Raw genomic sequence first — 20,607 nt, forward strand, 5'->3', positions numbered from 1 at the left:
TGCCGGGCCCACCAGGACGTATGAATCACGTGCGTGTCCGAGGGCCTACCGAGCGCGAGCGTTTCACTGGGAGGTTACGTAGATGGCAGGGACAACCACGGCCGGCACCGAGTCGACTGCGGGAGGTCCTTGGCGACGGCTCCTGGACGGTCGCGGCGCGAACCGCTGGGTCGTCCTCGCGCTCCTGTGCGCAAGCCTCACCCTCGTCGCGCTCGACTCGACGATCCTGCACATCGCGGTCCCCTCGGTCACCGAGGACCTGCGGCCCGGCTCCGTGGAGCTGCTCTGGATCGTCGACTCCTACCCCCTCATCTGTGCGTCGCTGCTGATCCTCTTCGGCACGCTGGGTGACCGGGTCGGGCGGCGCCGCATCCTGCTGCTCGGTTACGGACTGTTCACCATCGCCTCGGCGATGGCGGCGCTCGCCGAGACCCCGCAGATCCTCATCGCCGCCCGCGCCCTGCTCGGCATCGGCGGCGCGATGATCATGCCCGCGACGCTCTCGATCCTCCGCCAGGTCTTCCCCGACCGGCGCGAGCGGTCGATGGCCATCGGCATCTGGTCGGCGGTCACCGGCATCGGCGCCGCCGCGGGACCGGTGGTCGGCGGCTTCCTCGTCGAGAACTTCTGGTGGGGTTCGGTCTTCCTGATCAACATCCCGCTGATGGCGGTGATCCTTCCGCTCGGCCGTCTGCTGCTGCCCGAGTCGCGCGGCAGCGGTCAGGGGCCGTGGGACGTCGTCGGCGCGCTGATGGCCTCCGCCGGTGTGCTCGGCGTGGTCTACGGGGTCAAGCGGGCGGGCAGCGGCGAGCCAGCGCTCTCCGTCCTCACTCTGGGACCGCTGCTGGTGGGCCTGGTCCTGCTGGTGCTCTTCGTACGCAGGCAGAAGCGCCGCGAGCACCCGCTGATCGACATGAAGCTCTTCTCCCGGCCCGCCTTCACCACCTCGGTGGGCTGCATCGTGCTGGGCATGCTGGCGCTGGTCGGCCTGGAGCTGATCGCGGTGCAGTACCTCCAGCTGGTGCTGGACCTCAGCCCGCTGGAGACCGGGCTGCGGCTGCTGCCGCTGACCTTCGCCGCGATGGTGGCGGGCGCGCTGGGCTCGTACGTACTGCAACGGGTCGGCCCGCGCGCCATGGTCGCCTCCGGCTTCACGCTCACCGCCGCCGCCGTCACGCTGCTGACGATGATGGGCCAGGAGGACAACCCGGGGCTGCTCGCCTTCGGCTTCGTCCTGCTCGGCTTCGGCCTCCAGGCCACCCTCTTCGGGTCGTACGAGTCGATGCTCAGCGAGGCACCGGCGGACGCGGCCGGCGGGGCGGCGGCCATCGGCGAGACCTCGTACCAGCTCGGTGCGGGCATGGGCATCGCCCTGCTCGGCAGCGTGATGAACGCCGCCTACGGACCCGGCCTCAAGCACGTCGAGGGCGTCGCCAAGCAGCACAGCGACTTCGCCTCCAACTCGCTCGGCGAGGCATACGAGGTCGCCAAGGAGATCGGCGGCCAGGCGGGCGCGGCCCTGCGCTCCGCGGCCCGCGTCGCCTTCGTGCACGGACTGCACGTGACGCTGCTGACCAGCGCCGGTCTGCTGCTGATCGGTGCGGTCGCCGCACTGAAGCTGCCCAAGGGCATGGACCAGGCCACGGCCGCGGAGGAGGGGACGGACGGCGGGGACCGCGAACCGGACGCCGGTGCCGCGGCGGACGCCGACGGAGCCGAGGACCGCGAGGACGCCGCTGAGGGCGAGAAGGGGTCCGCGGGACCGCTGCCGGCCGCGCGGCGCGAGCCCGCCGAGGCGTCGGCGGGCCTGGACTGACCGGCCGGTGGCCCGTAACGTCGGCCGGGAGCTTTAACTACCGCTGCTAGTTAAAGCTCCGCTGCCACCCACTTCCCGAGTCGTCACCGCCGAGAGCCGCCGGAGGGCCCGCATGTCCGCACGTCCCGCGAAGCTGCCGCCGTTCGACCCCGCCGACCCGCTCGGCATCGACGACCTGCTCGGCCCCGAGGACCTCGCGATCCGCGACACCGTCCGCGACTGGGCCGCCGACCGGGTCCTGCCGCACATCGCCGACTGGTACGAGCGCGGCGAACTGCCCGGCATCCGCGAGCTGGCCCGCGAGCTCGGTTCGATCGGCGCACTCGGCATGTCCCTGACCGGCTACGGCTGCGCGGGCGCCACCGCCGTCCAGTACGGCCTGGCCTGCCTGGAACTGGAGGCCGCCGACTCCGGCATCCGCTCCCTGGTCTCCGTCCAGGGCTCGCTCGCCATGTACGCGATCTGGAAGTACGGCTCCGAGGAGCAGAAGGAGCGCTGGCTCCCCTCCATGGCCGCCGGCGAGACCATCGGCTGCTTCGGCCTCACCGAGCCCGACCACGGCTCCGACCCGGCCGGCATGCGCACGTACGCGAAGCGGGACGGCACCGACTGGGTGCTCACCGGGCGCAAGATGTGGATCACCAACGGCTCGGTCGCCGGGGTCGCCGTGGTCTGGGCGCAGACCGACGAGGGCATCCGCGGCTTCGTCGTCCCCACCGGCACCCCCGGCTTCTCGGCCCCGGAGATCCACCACAAGTGGTCGCTGCGCGCCTCCGTCACCAGCGAACTGGTCATGGACGAGGTGCGGCTGCCCGCCACCGCGGTGCTCCCGGAGGTGGTGGGACTGAAGGGTCCGCTGAGCTGCCTGAGCCATGCGCGGTACGGAATCGTCTGGGGCTCGATGGGTGCGGCCCGCGCCTCCTTCGAAGCGGCGGTCGACTACGCCAAGTCGCGCGAACAGTTCGGCAGGCCCATCGGCGGCTTCCAGCTCACCCAGGCCAAGCTGGCCGACATGGCGGTCGAGCTGCACAAGGGCATCCTGCTCGCCCACCACCTGGGGCTGCGGATGGACGCCGGGAAGCTGCGCCCGGAACAGGTCAGCTTCGGCAAGCTCAACAACGTGCGCGAGGCGATCGAGATCTGCCGCACCAGCCGCACGATCCTGGGCGCCAACGGGATCTCGCTGGAGTACCCCGTGATGCGGCACGCCACCAACCTGGAGTCGGTGCTCACCTACGAGGGCACCGTGGAAATGCACCAGCTGGTGCTGGGCAAGGCGCTCACCGGGCTCGACGCGTTCCGCTGACGGGAACCGGGGACGGTGAGCGCCCTGCTCGGCGCTGGTCGCTGTATCGGCCCGGGGGAGTGCCCCGGACCCGTGGTCGAGTGCGGACGGCCGCCCATCAGCTCTGGTTGAAGAAGCCGCCGGTCTCGCGGCCGGCGGCCTCGCCGCTCACGATGCTCGTGTTGGCGGGCGTCAGCAGGAAGACCCGGGTGGCCACGCGCTCGATGGAGCCGCGCAGGCCGAAGGTCAGGCCGGCCGCGAAGTCGACGACGCGCTTGGCGTCCCCGGGTTCCATGGCCGTCAGGTTCACGATCACCGGGATGCCGTCCCGGAACAGCTCGCCGATCCCGCGCGCGTCCCGGAACCCGTCCGGCGTGACGGTCGCGATGCGGCGGCCCTTGTCCTCGGCGGCCTCGGAGACGACGCGGACCCGGGGGTCCGTGACCCAGGGTTCGGGTGTCTCGTTGTTCCCCTCGGCGTACTCGTCGTCGTAGTAGCGGTCGTCGTCGTTGTCCTCGACGAGTCCGAGCCAGGCACTCGCCTTGCGCACCGATCCCATGAACGCCTCCTTTCACCGCGGTCTGCTTGTGTTCCGCTCCCCCTATGGTCGTCCATCATGCGGATTGCGCGCCAAGTGGATAGTCGGCGCGCAGGGTTTTCGTGACGGTACTGGTGCAGAAGTTGTGGCCATTTCCCCGGGTTCTGACGTGCCGCAGGCCGCCGGGCGAGTGTAAATCGCACCATCGGGCCAGATGGGTGAGCAGGGGGACGGACGGGTGAACATACGCCGTCTGTACGATGCCTGACGGACTGTCCAATGAGTGAGGCATCGCAGTACGGGGGCGCAATTGTTCGGCATCGTCAGACCCTGCTCACATCGGCTCGGAGAGAGCCTCAAGACGGAGTGGATGGCCCATCTCTGCGGCCTCTGCCTGGCACTTCGCAGCGACCACGGCCAGTTCTCCCGCATCGTCACCAACTACGACGGCCTGATCGCCTCGGTCCTGACGGAGGCTCAGTCCGAGCGCTCCACGGACTGGCGGCGCACCGCGGGACCCTGTCCACTGCGCGCGATGCGTACCGCGCCGGTCGCGCAGGGTGAGGGTGCCAGGCTGGCCGCCGCCGTCTCGCTGGTGCTGGCGTCCGCGAAGGTGCGCGACCACGTGGCCGACCGGGACGGGCTGTTGGCCCGTCGGCCGGTCGCCGTCGCCGCGCGCCGGATCGCCAGGAGCTGGGACCTGGCCGGCGCCAGGACCGGCGCCTCGCTCGGCTTCGACACCTCCGTACTGGTGGACGCCGTCGACCGGCAGGGCGGTGTCGAGGCGCTCGCGGGGCCCGGCACCTCGCTGCTGCTGGTGACCGAGCCGACCGAGACCGCCACCGCCGCCGCGTTCGCGCACACGGCTGTGCTCGCCGGGAAGCCGCGGAACGCGGTCCCGCTCGCCGAGGCGGGCAAGCTCTTCGGGCGCCTCGCGCACCTGCTGGACGCCGTCGAGGACCAGGCCGCTGACGAGCAGTCAGGTGCCTGGAATCCGCTGACCGCCACCGGGACCCCGCTCGCCGAGGCGCGCAGGCTGTGCGACGACGCGGTGCACGGGGTGCGGCTCGCCCTGCGGGACGTGGAGTTCGTGGACGCCAAGCTGGTGCACGTGCTGCTCGCGCACGAACTCGGGGAATCGGTGAACCGGGTGTTCGGCACGAACGGCTGCGGCCACGCGCACGACGGACAGCTCCAGGCGTACAACCCGCCGCCGGACGGGAGCGGACCGCAGGGCTACCCGGGCCAGCAGGGGCAGCCGGGGCAGCCGGGACACCCGGGCCAGCAGGGGCAGCCGGGCCAGCCGGGGCCGTACGGGGCCGGCAGCCCGTACACCTCCAACAATCCCTACGGCGGTGGCCCTTCGGGCAACCCGTACAGCGGCGGTCCGGGGCAGGGGGTGCCGCCGGGCGGCGGTCACGGGGGCGGTGGCGGAGGCGGCTTCGGCGGCGGTCACGGTGGCGGTGGCCACGGGGACGGCGGCGGGTTCCTCGGCGCGCAGCCGCCGGAGCGGAAGAAGCCGCGCGGCTTCTGGGCCGGGTGCGCGGTGGCGATCGGGCTGTGCTGCACCTGCAAGGTGTGCTGCGCGGACTCCTACGAGGGAGCCTGGTCGCGGAAGAAGCGCGAGGGCTGCTGCAACAACTGCGACTGCGGCAACGGCGGCTGCGGCGACTGCTGCACCTGCTGCGACTGCAGCTGCTGAGCCGCCCCCGCTCCGGGTGATCGGCCGGGCCGTGTGGAAGGCTGGCCGCATGACCAGCAACAGCAGTGGCACGGACGCACCCGGCGACCCGCGACGGGACTGGGAGCGCTGGCACGCCCGGCGCGTGGAGACGGTGTCCTCGACGTACGGACCCCTCTCCCTCTCCGGCACGCACTGGCTCGCCGACCATCCGGACGGCGACGTCGAGGGCGTGCCGGGGAACTGGCGGGGCGACGGCGGCGAAGTGGTGCTGACGGCCACCGACCAGGACGGCCTGTCCGTCGACGGGCAGCCGTTCACCGGTGAGGTGCGGCTCGGCGCCGACCGGGGACCGATCCCCGAGTCGCGGGTCGCCGCGGGGGAGCGGCGGCTCGTCGTGCTCAGCCGCGAGGGCCAGTGGGCGGTGCGCGACTTCGACCCGCAGTCCCCGGCACGGCGCGCGTTCGCGGGCATCGAGGCGACTTCGTACGACCCGGCCTGGGTGCTGCCCGGACGGTTCGTGCCGTACGGGGAGAGCCGGACCGTCCAGGTGGAGAACGCGGACGGGCGCTCGCGCGGGCTCGGCCTCGCCGGCGAGATCGTCTTCCCGCACGGGGGCGCCGAGCACTCGCTGCACGTCGCGGTCGAGGACGACGGCTCGCTGTGGGCGGTGTTCGCCGACGCGGACAGCGGGAAGAGCAGCTACCGGTTCCGCTTCTTGCGGCCCGCGGCACCTGCCTCGGACGGCACGGTGAGCGTCGACTTCAACCGGGCGCTGCTGCCGCCGTGCGCCTTCGCGGACCACTTCATCTGCCCGTTCCCGCCGCCCGGCAACACCCTGCCGTTCGCGGTCCCGGCCGGAGAGCTGAACAAGCAGGAGAGGTAGGGGAGCGGGGGCCGGGGGCAGGGTGGGCACGGCGGCGGGGGCCGGTCCCGGTGGCCCCTGTGGACCCGGTGGCCGCACCGGCACCGGAGCCGGCGCGCGCCGTGGCCGCCCCCGCCCGCGCCTTCCGGCCCCCGTGCGCCCGCGCAAGGCCGAAACGCGCCCTTGCGTGGGTGCGGGGCCCGCCGAATACTCCCGAGACAGCGCTTGTCAGGAGCACAGCGAGCGGCCGGAGGCACCGCCGGGCCGCCCGCCGGTCCTCGACTGCGCCTCACGGGCCCCGGGACAGACCCGATTCCGCACCGGGCCCCCGATTCCCCTCGGGAGGAACGACAAGTGAGGAAGAAGCGCACCACCACACCCCCCAGCGGCACGGCGAGACGTGTCCGGTTCCTGGCAGTGGCGGCAGGACTCGCCGCCGCGGCCGCCCTCGCCGTACCGAACGCCCAGGCCCAGCCGGCCGCCGCACCCGCCGCGCTCAGCGCCGACCAGCTCGCCTCCGCACAGGCCGCCGTCCTCGGCGCGGACGTGGCGGGCACCGCCTGGCACATCGACAAGGCCACCCGCACCCTCGTCGTCACCGCCGACAGCACGGTCTCCGGCGCGGAGATCCAGCGCATCAGGGAAGCGGCCGGGGACCAGGCGCGGGGCCTGCGCATCGAGCGCACCCCCGGCAAGTTCTCCAAGCTGCTCTCCGGCGGCGACGCCATCTACGCACCCAGCTGGCGCTGCTCGCTCGGCTTCAACGTCCGCAAGGGCACCACGTACTACGCGCTGACCGCCGGCCACTGCACCGACGGCAACCCGGCCTGGTTCACCAACTCCGCCCGTACGACCCGGATCGGGCCGACCACCGGATCGAGCTTCCCGGGCAACGACTACGGCATCCTGCGCTACGACAACGCCTCGGTCGCCCACCCGGGCACCGTCGGCAGCGTGGACATCACCAGCGCCGCCAACGCCACCGTCGGGATGAGCGTCACCCGGCGCGGCTCCACGACCGGCATCCACAGCGGCTCGGTCACCGGCCTGAACGCGACCGTGAACTACGGCGGCGGCGACATCGTCTACGGCATGATCCGCACCAACGTGTGCGCCGAACCCGGTGACAGCGGCGGCCCGCTGTACTCCGGCAGCCGCGCCATCGGTCTCACCTCCGGCGGCAGCGGCAACTGCTCGTCCGGCGGTACGACCTTCTTCCAGCCCGTCACCGAGGCGCTGAGCGCGTACGGGGTCAGCATCTACTGACCCTCGCCCCTTTCCCGGTCCGGTGCTCCGGCGCCGGACCCCTCCACTGCGGCCAGCAGCAGGCAGGCCCCCGTTCCGGACTCCTCCGGGCGGGGGCCTGTCGACTGTCACCGTGCGGAGTTACCTTCTTCTTGGGACATGTCCGGAGGTAGTGGGAGTTCTGGTACTCCAGGGGGCCGTGATGGTCGAGGAGTTGTTGGCTGCGGGTGTGGCGGTCGCCGGGGCGGGGGCCGTGTACGTACTGGCGGCGGCCAGGGTGGTCAAGCAGTACGAGCGGGGGGTGGTCTTCCGGCTCGGGAGGCTCAAGGACTCGGTGCGGGGGCCGGGGTTCACGATGGTGGTGCCGTTCGTCGACCGGCTCGCCAAGGTGAACATGCAGATCGTGACGCTGCCCGTGCCCGCCCAGGACGGCATCACCCGGGACAACGTGACGGTACGGGTGGACGCCGTCATCTACTTCAAGGTGGTCGACCCGGCGGACGCGCTGGTCCGCGTCGAGGACTACCGCTTCGCGGTCTCGCAGATGGCGCAGACCTCGCTGCGCTCGATCATCGGCAAGAGCAACCTGGACGACCTGCTCTCCAACCGGGAGCAGCTCAACCAGGGGCTGGAGCTGATGATCGACAGCCCGGCGGTCGGCTGGGGCGTCCAGATCGACCGGGTGGAGATCAAGGACGTGTCCCTGCCCGAGACCATGAAGCGCTCGATGGCCCGGCAGGCGGAGGCGGACCGGGAGCGCCGGGCCCGCATCATCAACGCCGACGCGGAACTCCAGGCGTCGAAGAAGCTGGCGGAGGCCGCCGGGGTGATGTCGGAACAGCCGGCCGCCCTGCAACTGCGGCTGCTGCAGACCGTGGTGGCGGTGGCGGCCGAGAAGAACTCGACGCTGGTGCTGCCGTTCCCGGTGGAGCTGCTGAGGTTCCTGGAGCGCGCGGCCCCCGCGGGACCGGCCTCGGCGGAACCCGGGGCCGGGGCGGCGGCGGAGCGCGAACCCGAGGCCCGGACGGACTCCGTCTCCGGGGCGCCGGACACCGCCGGGGCCGGGGTGCGGCCGGGGCCGGGACCCCGGGAGGCGGTGGAGGGCGTACCGGAGGACCAAGTGGTGTCCGGACCGCGCGAACAGGTGGGGCCGGTACCGGGCGAGCAGGTGGAGCCGGTACCGCGCGAGCAGGTCTCCGAGCAGCCGGCCGGGGAGTGAGCGGCGCCGCCCGGGGGCGCGGGGCCCCGGTGAGCGGGGCGGAAGTGGTGAGTACCGGACAGGCGTAGACCTTACGTTGGGGTGGTCCGCGGTGGCCCCGGGTGTTCGCGAATGCGACCCGGCGGGCCCAACCCGGCCGCGTAGTGGGCATGTCAAGGGAAAGGGGGCGTGCGGTAGTTGTCGTGTGCGCGTCTGGAAGTCGACCTTGTGTGCCCCCGTCCGGGCTGGGAATAGTGGGGCCTCACCCGGGCCCACCCCCACACTTCCGGGCCCGGACCCCCCACAGGAGGTCACTTGTGAAGCACCGACGCATACCCAAGCGGCGCGCGGCCGCGGCAGGAGCCGCGGTCGTCGCTCTGGTCGCCACGGGCATCACCTTCCAGACCGCGAACGCGAGCGAGGGCAGCGCCCCCACGCCTGCCCTCAAGACGCTGTCCGCGACGGGCGCCACTCAGCTCGCCTCGTCCCTGGCGAAGCAGCTCGGTGCGGACGCGGCCGGTTCGTACTTCGATGCGAAGGCGAAGAACCTCGTCGTCAACGTCACCGACAAGGCGGCGGCCGAGACCGTCCGCGCGGCCGGCGGCCAGGCCAGAATCGTCGAGCACACGCTGGCCGAACTGAAGGCGGCCCGGACCACCCTGGCGGGCAAGGCGTCGATCCCGGGCACGTCCTGGGCGACCGACCCGGTCAGCAACAAGGTCGTCGTGACGGCCGACCGCACGGTCAAGGGCGCGGCCCTCGCCAAGCTCACCAGGACGGTCCAGGAGCTCGGCTCGAAGGCCCAGCTCAAGCAGTCCAAGGGCGAGTTCAAGCCCCTCATCGCGGGCGGTGACGCCATCTACGGCGGCAGCGCGCGCTGCTCGCTGGGCTTCAACGTGACCAAGGGCGGTGAGCCGCACTTCCTGACGGCCGGCCACTGCACCGCGGACATCCAGAGCTGGTCGGACAAGCAGGGCGGCTCGGCGATCGGCACCACCGCCGACTCCAAGTTCCCGGGCAACGACTACGGCCTGGTGAAGTACACCGGCGACACCCCGCACCCGAGCGAGGTGAACCTCTACAACGGCAAGACCCAGGCCATCACCAAGGCGGGCGACGCCACCGTCGGCCAGAAGGTGCAGCGCAGCGGCTCCACCACCCAGGTCCACGACGGCGAGGTCACCGGCCTCGACGCCACCGTGAACTACGGCGACGGACAGGTCGTCAACGGCCTCATCCAGACCACCGTCTGCGCCGAGCCCGGCGACAGCGGCGGCGCGCTCTTCGCGGGCGACACCGCGCTGGGTCTGACCTCCGGCGGCAGCGGCGACTGCTCGGCCGGCGGCGAGACGTTCTTCCAGCCGGTTCCGGCGGCGCTCGCCGCGACGGGCACCGAGATCGGCTGATCCGGCCCGGACCCGACCGGAGCCCCGGCCCGCACACACCGTGCGGACCGGGGCTCCGGCCTTCCGTACTGCTGTCCCTCTGCTGTCCCTGCCGACCGCGCTGACCGTGCCCGGTCGGTGCCGCCCGGTCCGGGGCAGGGTCAGCAGCGGCCCGCCGGGCGGTCCCTGGTCACCAGGTTCGTGTGGCCGGTCGTGCCGTCGATCCACACCACCCGGGTGCCGGTGTCGGCGGCCCCGCCGTACTGCTCGCCCCGGTTGCAGGAGACGCGCTGCGCGGTCCTGCCGTCGATGTCGCTCTGCACCAGCTTGGGCAGGTTGTCGTTGGACCAGCCGCCGCCCATGACGGGCTTCCAGTAGGAGTACGTGACGGCCTGGTCGGTGGCGTCCAGCGTCCAGATGTAGGAGCGGTCGGAGTCCTCGGGAACGATGTCGGTCATCCCGGTGCCGTCGAGGTTCGCCCGGCGCAGCGTCTGCCGGTTGTCGTCCATGATGTCGTCGACCAGCCAGTACAGGTGCTTGCCGGTGATCACGGGGGAGGAGATGCCGAGCATGCCGCCCTTGGCCGGCAGCAGGGTCTGCTTCCCGGTGGCCAGGTCCAGGATCTCGGTGGAGACGTCCTGGTAGCCCTCCGCGTTGCGGAACACCTTGGCGTAGCCCAGCTTGCCGCCGCTGACGGTGGGCAGTGCGGTGACGACGTCCGCGTCGCCGTGGTCGACGAAGTGCGGTTCGCGCTCGTTGCCGCGCAGGTAGGCGACCCGGGGCCGGCCCTGTGCGTCGGCCTCCTGCCAGGTGACCGTGGTGCCCGAGACGTGGACCGCGCCCGCGAGGGCGGCGGTGCTGCGGACGGTGCGCACCGGGCCGCCCCTGAGCGGCCGGGACAGCACCTCGGAGCCCTTGGCGCCGACCGCCACCCACACCACGGTCGTGCCGTCGGTGTCCGGGGAGACGTGGTAGCGGCCGTCGTTGGGGCTGATCCTGGTGGCGGTGCCCCGGCCGTCGGTGCGGCCCGCGTACACCGAGTACGCCTCGCTGCCCTCGTCGTTCGACCGGGAGGCGGCCCACCAGCCGCCGCCCGCGCCCGCCGCGACGCCCTTGGTGTTGAGGTCGGTGGCCAGCGGGTCGGAGTCGACGCCGATCGCCTCCTCCCAGCCCGGCACGATGCCGTGCGCGGTGAACGCCCGCTCCACGGCTCGCAGTTGGATGCCCTTCACGCCCAGTTCCCTGGCGGCGGCGACGGTCGCGCGGCGCGCGGCGGTGAAGCCGTCCAGCGGGGTCAGGTACGAGGTGAGCGCCTTGTAGACGATGCGGTCGGCCTTCTTCCCGCCGAGCTCCTCGCGGATGTCCCACAGGGCGCCGGACACGATGGTCGAGTTGAGGTGGACGCCGCCGTTGTCGTTGCCGTGGGTGACGCCGAGGAAGTCCTTGGACGTCGTACGCCCGTCGTTGAGGTCGCGCATGGCGCACTCGCGGGGCTTCAGCGTGCGGCAGAGGTTCTCGCCGATCAGGCCGGCGTCGCGGGCCGGGGTCTTCGCGTGGTCGACGTCGATGGCGTTGCCGAAGTAGTCGGCGATCCCCTCGTTGAGGGCTCCCGACTGGCCGGTGTAGACGAGGTTCGCGGTGTGCTGGACGACGCCGTGCGTCATCTCGTGGCCGACCACGTCCAGGTCCGCGGAGAGGGTCTTGTACTCCTCGTTGCCGCCGCCGTACACCATCTTCTCGCCGTCCCAGAAGGCGTTGACGTACGGGAGTCCGTACTCGGTGACGCCCACCAGGGAGTTGATGGCCATGCCGCGCCCGTCCAGGCTGTCGCGGCCGTGCTTCTGCCGGAAGTAGTCGTAGACCTCACCGGCGGCCCAGTGCGCGTCGACGGCGCCGGACTCGGTGGCCGCCTTCCCGAACTTCTTGGTGGGGGAGGACACCTCCTTGATCCCGGCCGGCCACTTCTCCGACGCGTCGCCGACGTCGACGCCGGTGGCGTCCCAGGTGCTGAGGGTGTTCTTGCTGGTCTGCCAGCCGCGCCGGTGGTCGCGCAGCAGATAGCCGCCGCCCTCCTGGGCGATCTCCAGGTCCACCTTCGTGCCGTCCAGCCTGACGCCCTTGCCGGTGGTGCCGGGGAACCGGTCCTTCGACGGCTTCCCGCCGCCCGCCCCGGCCGCCGCCGTCCCCTCCTGCCGCGCCGCGGGCGCGTCCGGGGCGCCCTGCCGCGCGCCCTCGGCGCCGAAGGTCCGGATGCCGGAGTACGAGAGCACGGGGTGGCCCGCGCGGGCGTCGACGTACACCTCCTGCTTGACGGGCCGCTTGGCGACGGGGTCGAAGCCGGTCACGGTCACATGGTGGGTGAGCACGCCGCGGCCCCGGGGAAGCACCACGAGCCCGCGTGAAGTCCCTTCCAGGCTTGGGGACTTGGTTTGCGCTCCGGCCTTCGTGCGCTGCGGTACGAGGCGGGGCGCGCCGGGGGAGCCGAGTTCGCCGCGCACCGAGGCGACGGCCCGCGCGACGGCGACGCCGACGGACACCTCGGGGGCGGTGGTGACGTCGAGCCCGGTGAAGTAACGGCCGGCGGTGCCGGTGACGACCCGGCCGCCGTCCTGGCGGTCCATCCGCACCAGGTACTGGCCGCCGAGGACCTCCACGCCGCGGTGCTTCTGCTGGAAGCGGACCGTCTCGGCGCTGCCGTCGGCGACGGTCGAGGCCGGGGCGAGGTCGCGGGCCGGGTCGGCGATGGCGTACCGGCCCTTCTTCGCGGCGAGGTGGCCGCGCGCCGCGTCGGCCGGGCTTCCGGTGCCGGCGGCCGGTTCGGCGAGGCCGTCCACCAGGGCCGGGGTCGCGGTGCCCTCGCCGGGGACGACGTCCGCCGGGGGCTGCTGCGGGGCCGCGGCGCTCGCGCTCGCGGGCAGTACTCCCACCAGCAGGGCCGCCGCGCCGAGCAGCGCGGCGACCCCGGATATCCGGCTGAGGGGTCTGGTTCTGTTCACGGTGTTCCCACTTCCCTGGTCGCTTGCGCCGTTCATCGTTCATGCAAGGTGTTGCAGGGATGTTGATCAAGGAATAAGTCCTGTCCAGATCCGGGGATGCCCACTTGTGGGCAGGGTCTTGTGGGGGTGCGGGCGGGTGTCGTACCGGCCGCCGGGTGGTGACTCTCCGTGTCCGTGCAGGCGTCGGCAGGGGAGGGTGCGCCGGAATCGATCAAATCTTGTGAAAGTTTTCACAAGCACTCAAGGGTCTTTGGTCCTGTGCTGTTTCCGCAGCTCAAAGCAGGTGTGGGGGAGTGTGCCGTGGAATGCGAGGGGCTTTGGGCCCGCCGGTTGAGGGCGTTCGCCGACCTGCCGGGACGCTGACAGGCAGTGGAATGGAGGCATCACAAAGAGGACCGCAGCGAAGGAGTGCCTGTCATGCAGGCTCAGGAGATGGTCGACGGACTCGTGCAGGGAGCGCTCACCGCGCTCACCGCGTTCGAGCGACTGGACCAGGAGCAGGTCGATCACATCGTCAAGAAGGCTTCCCTCGCGGCGCTGGCCGCCCACGGGGACCTCGCGACCCAGGCGGTCGAGGAGACCGGCCGCGGTGTCTTCGAGGACAAGGCCGTCAAGAACCTCTTCGCCTGCGAGCACGTCACGAACTCCATGGCGGGCCTCAAGACCGTCGGCGTGATCGGCCGCGACGAACTCAACGGCATCACCGAGATCGCCGAGCCGGTCGGCGTGGTCTGCGCGATGACCCCGGTCACCAACCCGACCTCGACCACGATCTTCAAGGCGCTGATCGCCCTGAAGACCCGTAACCCCATCGTCTTCGCCTTCCACCCCTCCGCCCAGAAGTGCTCGGCCGAAGCCGCCCGCATCGTGCGGGACGCCGCCGTCGCGGCGGGCGCGCCCGCCGACTGCGTGCAGTGGATCGACACCCCCTCGATGGAGGCCACCGGGCTCCTGATGAACCACGAGGGCGTCTCCACCATCCTCGCCACCGGCGGCAACGCCATGGTCAAGTCGGCCTACTCGTGCGGCAAGCCCGCCCTCGGCGTCGGCGCGGGCAACGTCCCCGCCTACATCGCGCGCAGCGGCAAGCTGGAGCGCGCCGTGCACGACATCGTCCTCTCCAAGGCCTTCGACAACGGCATGATCTGCGCCTCCGAGCAGGCCGTCGTCCTCGACGCGGAGATCTACGAGAAGGGCATCGCCGAGTTCGAGCGGCTGCACGCCTACGTGGTCAGCGCCGCCGAGAAGACCAAGCTGGAGGAGTTCGTCTTCGGCACCACGGCGTACGGGGCCAACTGCGGCGGCGCCAAGCTGAACGCGGCGGTCGTCGGCAAGTCCCCCCAGTGGATCGCCGAGCAGGCAGGCTTCCAGGTCCCCGAGGACACCTCGATCCTGATCGCCGAGTGCGCCGAGGTCGGCCCCGGCGAGCCGCTGACCCGCGAGAAGCTGTCGCCGATCCTCGCCGCCCTGAAGGCGAAGGACACCGAGCACGGCCTCCGACTGGCCGCCCAGATGGTCGAGTTCGACGGACTCGGGCACAGCGCCGCCATCCACACCGAGGACGAGGAACTGGCCGAGGAGTTCGGCAAGCGCGTCAAGGCGGTCCGCGTCATCGTCAACGCGCCCTCCACCTTCGGCGGCATCGGCGACGTCTACAACGCGTTCCTGCCCTCGCTGACCCTCGGCTGCGGCTCCTACGGACACAACTCGGTGTCGAACAACGTCACCGCGGTCAACCTCCTCAACATCAAGCGGATCGGACGGCGCAACACCAACATGCAGTGGTTCAAGGTCCCGCCGAAGATCTACTTCGAGCGCAACGCGCTCCGCTACCTCGGCGAGATGGCCGGGATGAAGCGGGTCACCGTCGTCACCGACAAGACGATGAGCGCGCTGGGCTTCGTCCAGCGGGTGACGGACATCCTCAACGGGCGCGAGGACCGGGTCGTCCTCCAGGTCATCGACACCGTCGAGCCCAACCCCGAGCTGGAGACCGTGCGGGCCGGCGCGGCCATGATGCGGGACTTCCAGCCGGACACCATCATCGCCCTCGGCGGCGGCTCCCCGATGGACGCCGCCAAGATCATGTGGCTGATGTACGAGCGCCCCGAGGTGGAGTTCGCGGACACGAAGGAGAAGTTCTTCGACATCCGCAAGCGTGCCTACAAGTTCCCCGCACTGGGCGAGAAGGCGCAGCTGGTGGCCGTACCGACCACCTCGGGCACCGGCTCCGAGGTCACCCCCTTCGCGGTGATCTCCGACCCGGAGGCGGCCCAGAAGTACCCGCTCGCCGACTACGCGCTCACCCCGAACGTGGCGATCGTCGACCCGACGCTGCCGATGCGGCTGCCCGCGAAGGTCACCGCCGACTCCGGCTTCGACGCGCTGACCCACGCCACCGAGGCGTACGTCTCGGTGTACGCCAACGACTACACCGACGGCCTGTGCCTCCAGGCCGTCAAGCTCATCTTCGAGAACCTGGAGCGGTGCGTCACCGACGGCGCCAACGACCCCGAGGCGCGCGAGAAGATGCACAACGCGTCGACCGTCGCCGGCATGGCCTTCGCCAACGCCTTCCTCGGCCTGGTGCACGCCATGGCCCACACCCTGGGCAACACCTTCCACGTCGCCCACGGCCGCACCAACGCCCTCCTGCTGCCGCACGTGATCCGGCACAACGGCACGGTCGCCGCGAAGGCCACCCCGTGGCCGAAGGCCGAGGTCTACCGGGCCCCGGAGCGCTTCCAGGAGATCGCCAAGGTGCTGGGCCTGCCGGCCGCGACGCCGGAGGAGGGCGTGGAGTCCTACGCACGGGCCGTCGAGGACCTGCGCACCCGGTGCGGGATCCCGGACAGCTTCCAGGCGGAGGGCGTCGACGAGGAGGCCTTCCTGGCGGCCCTCCCGCAGCAGGCCCTGAACGCCTACGCCGACCAGTGCGCACCGGCCAACCCCCGGATGCCGATGATCGACGACATGAAGGCGCTGATGACGCGGGCGTACTACGGAAAGTGAGCCCCGAGCACGCCCGGGGGCAGTGACCCCCGAGGGGCCGGCCGACGGCAGCAGCCGTCGGCCGGCCCCTCGCGCGGTTCGCCCGCGCTCACGACTCCGGCCCGGCGGGCCCCGGGCGAGCCGCTCGCCCGGGGCCCGGCATCAGGCGCCCTGCGGGTACTGGGTCGCGCCGGGGCCCTCGGTGCCCTCCACCTCCGGTCTGCGCAGCGAGGACATGACCAGCGTGACGACCGTGCCGATGATCGCCCAGATCGCCAGCACCTGGAGCGAACCGGAGACGCCGTGGCCCTCGAAGTACGCGATGGAGCGCGCCACCCAGGTGCCCGCGCCCGGCGGCAGGGCCGGACCGATCGCCTCCCAGAACGGCGGCAGCATCGGCCCCGGAATCGCACCGCCCGCACTCGGGTTGCCGCCGATCACCACGATCAGCACCGCGAGGCCGATGCCGACGATCCCGGTCAGCGACTGGAGGGCCAGCGTCAGCGCGCCCACCGCGAACACCACCAGCGCGCCCAGCCCCGACAGGGCCAGCACACTGCCCGGCAGCGCCCCGAGGACCGGCCCGATGAGGACCGCGCCGCCCAGCCCGCCCAGCACCGAGTACACCGCCATCGCGCCCAGCCGGATGCCCGCCCGCTGCGGGGTGGCCGCCCGTGAACCGGCGCTGATCGCCAGGATCGACGCACACAGATAGCCGCCCACGCACCAGCCGACCACCAGGTAGAACGCGGACAGGCCGTTGAAGTCCTCCGCCGACGCGGGGGCCACGTCCACCGTCTTCTGGGTGCGCTGCTGGGCGGCCCCGAACTTCTCGCCGATCGTGCCGAGCGCGTGGGACAGGGCCGCGCCGCCGCCGGAGGCGACCAGCAGGGTGTCCCGCTTGCCCGCCGGGTCGAACAGCAGCGCCCCGTCGATCTTCCGGTCCATGATCTGCTTGCGGGCCTCGGCCTCGGAGGACACCTCGCGCGCGTCCAGCGGGTCGCCGGACAGCTTGTTGAGCTGCGTCACCAGCTGATCGCCGGTCTCGGGCGGGGCCTGCGCTGGCACCACCACCCCGAACGGCACGTCCTTCGGCTTCGGGTGGTGCAGCGCGCCCACGTAACTCGTGATGAACAGCAGCTGCAACGCGAGACAACCGACCACGAGCAGGGCTGCCCGCGGAGTGACGGCTTGCTTCAAATCGGAGGCGAGACTCATGAGTCCACGCTCGTCGCCCCCCGCCGGGTCGGCAGGCGGGGAGGGACCGTACGGGTGAGGAAAAGGGGCGGGGTTACGCCAAAGGCGCGGGGCCGGTCCGCTCCCCCCCTCCGGAACGGACCGGCCCCGCGCACGAGAGCCGGATCAGCGGCCGTGGCGCCCGCCCGACGCGGCCCTGCGGCGGACCGAGCCGAACATCACCGCGGCGCCCAGCGCCAGCACCGCCGCACCGCCGACCGCGATGTACGGGGTGGAGCTGCTGCCACCGGTCTCGGCGAGGTTGTCGCCCGCCGGAGCCTGGGCCGGGGCCTGGCCGGCGGCCTGCGGGGCGGGCGCGTTGGCGTCCGGTGCGGCCGGGGCCGCCGGGGCGTCCGGGGTGTCCGCCTTCGGCGCGGCGGGCTTCACAGCCGTGCCACCGGTGCCGCCCGCGCTGCCCGCGTTGGTGGTGTGGTCGGCGTCGCCGTGTCCCTTGTGCTCGACCGAGGACTTGTCGGCGCCCGCCGCGATGTCCTTGTCGGACGGGGCGGAGGCGGCCGGCGCGGGCTTCCCCGTACCACCGCTGTCCTTGCCGAACACCACGTCCGAGCAGGTGTAGAACGCCTCCGGGCTGTCCGAGCGCTGCCACACGCTGTAGACGAGGTGGCGGCCGGACTTCGGGGGCAGCGTGCCCTCGAAGACGTAGTCACCGGCCTCCATCTTCGGGTCGGCGACCGTGACGAACGGCTTGGCCTCCAGGTCGGACCACTTCAGCGGCTTCGTCGGGTCGTAGCCGTCCTTGGTGATGTACAGCTCGAAGGAGCCCTTGTGCGGGGCGGTGCCCTTGTAGCGGAAGGTGTGCTTGCCCGCGGTCAGCTTGGACGACGGCCAGTCGGCGCGCGGCAGGTCCAGTCCCTTGTACTTGTCGTTGCCCGCGCTGCACAGCTTGCCGTCGGGGATGAGGGACTTGTGGTTGCCCGCGGCGTTGGCGATGTTCACCGCGTTCCAGTCGTAGAACGCCTGGGTGCCGCTGGCGGCGACGGCCGCCTTGCAGGCCGCCGACTGCGGGCTCTCCGGGCCCTCCGCGTAGCAGGCCGAGACCCGGCTGACCGGGTCGGTCATCGAGCCGTGGGCGGCGGCCGGGGACGCGGCGAGACCGGTCAGGGCGAGCGGGGCGAGACCGAGTGCGGCAACCGTGGCGGCCTTGCGACGAGCGGTGGACATCGTGGCGAACTCCTTGGCAGGGAATGTTTCCTCGGCCCGGGGAGGGGGGGAGTTCTCCCCGGGCGCAACAGCACGCTAGACCCCGGAAACCGCGAAATCCCCTGCTGGGAGCGGGTGATGACGATCTTTATGGCTTGCTTAAGGACCCACTCAGTGACGATTAAGAAGGCCGCCCGACCAGGGGCCGCAAGTGACCGCCTGTGAGCACGAGTGACCGGGCCGAGGCCGCGCCCGCCCCGCCGCGGCAGGGCGCGCGGAGGCCCACGGGCGGTACCGCACCGCGTCCCGCCGCCGGCTCACATCACCCGGCCGTGTCCCGTCGGCCGCTCACATCACCCAGCGGTAACGCCGCTCCGGCCGCCCCGTGCCCCCGTACCGCAGGGTCACCTCCGCGCGGCCGGTCGCCGTGAAGTACTCCAGGTACCGGCGCGCGCTGACCCGCGACAGCGCCCCGCCCTGGGCGCACTCGCTCGCCGACAGCCCGTCCGGGTGCGCCCGCAGGGTCCGCTCCACCAGCTCCGCGGTGTGCGCGGCCAGCCCCTTCGGCAGCTCCCGCGACCCCGGCGGCCGGGTTCCGAACAGCTGGTCCACGTCCTCCTGCCGGGCCTGCCCGTGCACCGCGAGCGCGTCGAACCGGGTCCGCAGCGCCGCCACGTGCCGCAGCTGTTCGCGCAGCGCCGCCTGGTGGAACGGCTTGATCAGATAGTGCAGGGCCCCGGCCCGCAGCGCCGCCCGCACGGTCCCCGCGTCCCGCGCCGCCGTGATGAACAGGGCGTCCGCCGTCGGCCGCCCCGCGTCCAGCGCCTCCGCGGCCCGCAGCTCACGCAGCACGTCGAGGCCGTCCATGTCGGGCAGGTACATGTCGAGCAGAACGAGGTCGGGGCGCAACCGCTCGGCCGCCCGCAGCGCGTCGGCGCCACTGTGGGCGACCCCGACGACGGCAAAACCGTCCATCGCGGACACACAGCGGCTGTGCACCTTCGCCACCATGAAGTCGTCGTCCACCACCAGCACATTCGTCACGCGCACACGCTAGGGCGCGACCACAACGACCACAACGTCCGTTGGTTCCGGAACGGCGACAGCTCCTTAACGCACCGGCAACATGTCCCCACCCCCTACCTCTCCGTGGGGCACCCCTGTCCCTCCGTACCCCCGTACGGACACCTCTCTGGCCGTACGACATCCGAAAGGCGGCGCCCGTGCGTTTGCGCACCCCCCTCGCCCTGGCCGGGGCGGCACTCCTGGTGCTCGTGGGGCCACCGCTGCTCACCACGGGCAGCGGCTCCGACACCGGCACCCAGATCCCCGGACTGCGCTTCATGGTCCCCAACACCCCCGGCGGCGGTTACGACATCACCGCCCGCACCGCCGCCAAGAACGCCGAGGAGGCCGGGCTCACCTCGGGCGTCGAGGTGTTCAACCTCCCCGGCGCGGGCGGCACCGTCGGCCTCTCCCGGCTCGCCTCCGACCACGGCAACGGCAAGCTCGCCATGTCGATGGGGCTCGGCGTGGTCGGCGCCGTGCACACCAACAAGGCGCCCAAGTCGCTCGCCGACACCACCCCCATCGCCCGGCTCACCGAGGAGCAGGACATCGTGGTGGTGGCCAAGGACTCCCCGTACAGGACGCTCGAAGAGCTGGTGGCCGCCTGGCGGGCGAACCCGGCCAAGGTCCCGGTCGGCGGCGGCTCCTCGCCCGGCGGCCCCGACCACCTGGCGCCGATGCTGATGGCGCGCGCCGCCGGGATCAAGCCGAAGGACGTCAACTACGTCCCCTTCGACGGCGGCGGCGAACTCCTCGCCTCCATCCTCGGCAACAAGGTCGCCTTCGGGGTCTCCGGCGTCGGCGAGTACCTCGACCAGATCAAGGCGGGCGAGCTGCGGCTGCTCGCGGTCACCGGGCCCAAGCGGGTACCGGGGCTGAACGCCCCCACCCTGCGCGAGTCGGGGCTCGACACCGACTTCACCAACTGGCGCGGCATCGTCGCCCCGCCCGGTCTCACCGACGCCGAACGCACCAAGCTGATCGCCCTGTTCGAGAAGCTGCACGGCTCCAGGCAGTGGCAGGAGTCGATGAAGAAGAACGGCTGGGACGACGCGTTCCTCACCGGGGAGAAGTTCAAGGACTTCCTCGACAAGGAGGACAAGCGCGTGGACTCCGTACTGAAGGAGCTGGGGCTGTGAACT

14 protein-coding genes are annotated in these 20,607 nt (G+C 71.9%); 9 read left to right on the forward strand and 5 right to left on the reverse strand.

The window, feature by feature from the left end:
- Positions 1-82: 82 nt before the first annotated feature.
- Positions 83-1,816: an MFS transporter gene (locus tag ACFYVL_RS38155; RefSeq protein WP_389253424.1), complete on the forward strand. Its 1,734-nt coding sequence runs from the start codon at positions 83-85 to the stop codon at positions 1,814-1,816.
- Positions 1,817-1,928: 112 nt separating this feature from the next.
- On the forward strand, positions 1,929-3,122 hold the full coding sequence (locus ACFYVL_RS38160; RefSeq protein WP_389253425.1) for an acyl-CoA dehydrogenase family protein: 1,194 nt from the start codon (positions 1,929-1,931) through the stop codon (positions 3,120-3,122).
- 97 nt (positions 3,123-3,219) lie between these two features.
- On the opposite strand, the gene ACFYVL_RS38165 is transcribed toward ACFYVL_RS38160, so the two are convergent.
- A complete protein-coding gene (locus ACFYVL_RS38165) occupies positions 3,220-3,660 on the reverse strand; it encodes a cell division protein SepF (protein WP_389253426.1) in 441 nt (146 codons plus the stop codon).
- Positions 3,661-3,949: 289 nt separating this feature from the next.
- Between ACFYVL_RS38165 and ACFYVL_RS38170 the strand changes: the two genes are divergently transcribed.
- The 5 genes from ACFYVL_RS38170 to ACFYVL_RS38190 all read left to right on the forward strand — a co-directional run bounded on the left by ACFYVL_RS38170 (position 3,950) and on the right by ACFYVL_RS38190 (position 10,034).
- Entirely contained in the window at positions 3,950-5,341 is a 1,392-nt protein-coding gene (locus tag ACFYVL_RS38170; RefSeq protein ID WP_389253624.1) for a DUF5685 family protein, read from the forward strand.
- 49 nt (positions 5,342-5,390) lie between these two features.
- Entirely contained in the window at positions 5,391-6,206 is an 816-nt protein-coding gene (locus ACFYVL_RS38175) for a DUF1684 domain-containing protein (RefSeq protein ID WP_389253428.1), read from the forward strand.
- Between the two features lie 333 nt (positions 6,207-6,539).
- The gene (locus tag ACFYVL_RS38180) at positions 6,540-7,451 is read left to right on the forward strand and encodes a S1 family peptidase (RefSeq protein ID WP_389253430.1); all 912 of its coding nucleotides are present in this window, start codon (positions 6,540-6,542) and stop codon (positions 7,449-7,451) included.
- Between the two features lie 181 nt (positions 7,452-7,632).
- On the forward strand, positions 7,633-8,649 hold the full coding sequence (locus ACFYVL_RS38185; protein WP_389253626.1) for a slipin family protein: 1,017 nt from the start codon (positions 7,633-7,635) through the stop codon (positions 8,647-8,649).
- 296 nt (positions 8,650-8,945) lie between these two features.
- Positions 8,946-10,034, forward strand: coding sequence for a S1 family peptidase (locus tag ACFYVL_RS38190; protein WP_389253432.1), 1,089 nt, complete (start codon positions 8,946-8,948; stop codon positions 10,032-10,034).
- Positions 10,035-10,174: 140 nt separating this feature from the next.
- Here the strand turns inward: ACFYVL_RS38190 and ACFYVL_RS38195 are convergent, their stop codons facing one another.
- Positions 10,175-13,009: a M4 family metallopeptidase gene (locus tag ACFYVL_RS38195; protein WP_389253434.1), complete on the reverse strand. Its 2,835-nt coding sequence runs from the start codon at positions 13,007-13,009 to the stop codon at positions 10,175-10,177.
- A 417-nt stretch (positions 13,010-13,426) separates the two neighbouring features.
- On the opposite strand from ACFYVL_RS38195, the gene adhE reads away from it, so the two are divergent.
- Positions 13,427-16,021, forward strand: a complete 2,595-nt coding sequence (adhE, locus tag ACFYVL_RS38200; protein ID WP_389253436.1) for a bifunctional acetaldehyde-CoA/alcohol dehydrogenase — start codon at positions 13,427-13,429, stop codon at positions 16,019-16,021.
- 141 nt (positions 16,022-16,162) lie between these two features.
- Here adhE and ACFYVL_RS38205 read toward each other — a convergent pair whose 3' ends face one another.
- The 3 genes from ACFYVL_RS38205 to ACFYVL_RS38215 form a co-directional block, all read right to left on the reverse strand.
- Entirely contained in the window at positions 16,163-17,218 is a 1,056-nt protein-coding gene (locus ACFYVL_RS38205) for a DUF3533 domain-containing protein (protein WP_389253438.1), read from the reverse strand.
- 144 nt (positions 17,219-17,362) lie between these two features.
- The gene (locus tag ACFYVL_RS38210) at positions 17,363-18,418 is read right to left on the reverse strand and encodes a lytic polysaccharide monooxygenase (protein ID WP_389253440.1); all 1,056 of its coding nucleotides are present in this window, start codon (positions 18,416-18,418) and stop codon (positions 17,363-17,365) included.
- A gap of 327 nt (positions 18,419-18,745) precedes the next feature.
- Positions 18,746-19,408 (reverse strand): response regulator, encoded by a 663-nt coding sequence (locus ACFYVL_RS38215; RefSeq protein ID WP_389253628.1) that lies wholly within the window; start codon positions 19,406-19,408, stop codon positions 18,746-18,748.
- A 212-nt stretch (positions 19,409-19,620) separates the two neighbouring features.
- On the opposite strand from ACFYVL_RS38215, the gene ACFYVL_RS38220 reads away from it, so the two are divergent.
- Entirely contained in the window at positions 19,621-20,604 is a 984-nt protein-coding gene (locus ACFYVL_RS38220; RefSeq protein WP_389253442.1) for a Bug family tripartite tricarboxylate transporter substrate binding protein, read from the forward strand.
- Positions 20,605-20,607 lie beyond the last annotated feature (3 nt).

It is taken from the genome of Streptomyces sp. NPDC004111, from assembly GCF_042874215.1.
In the GTDB taxonomy this organism is placed as follows: domain Bacteria; phylum Actinomycetota; class Actinomycetes; order Streptomycetales; family Streptomycetaceae; genus Streptomyces.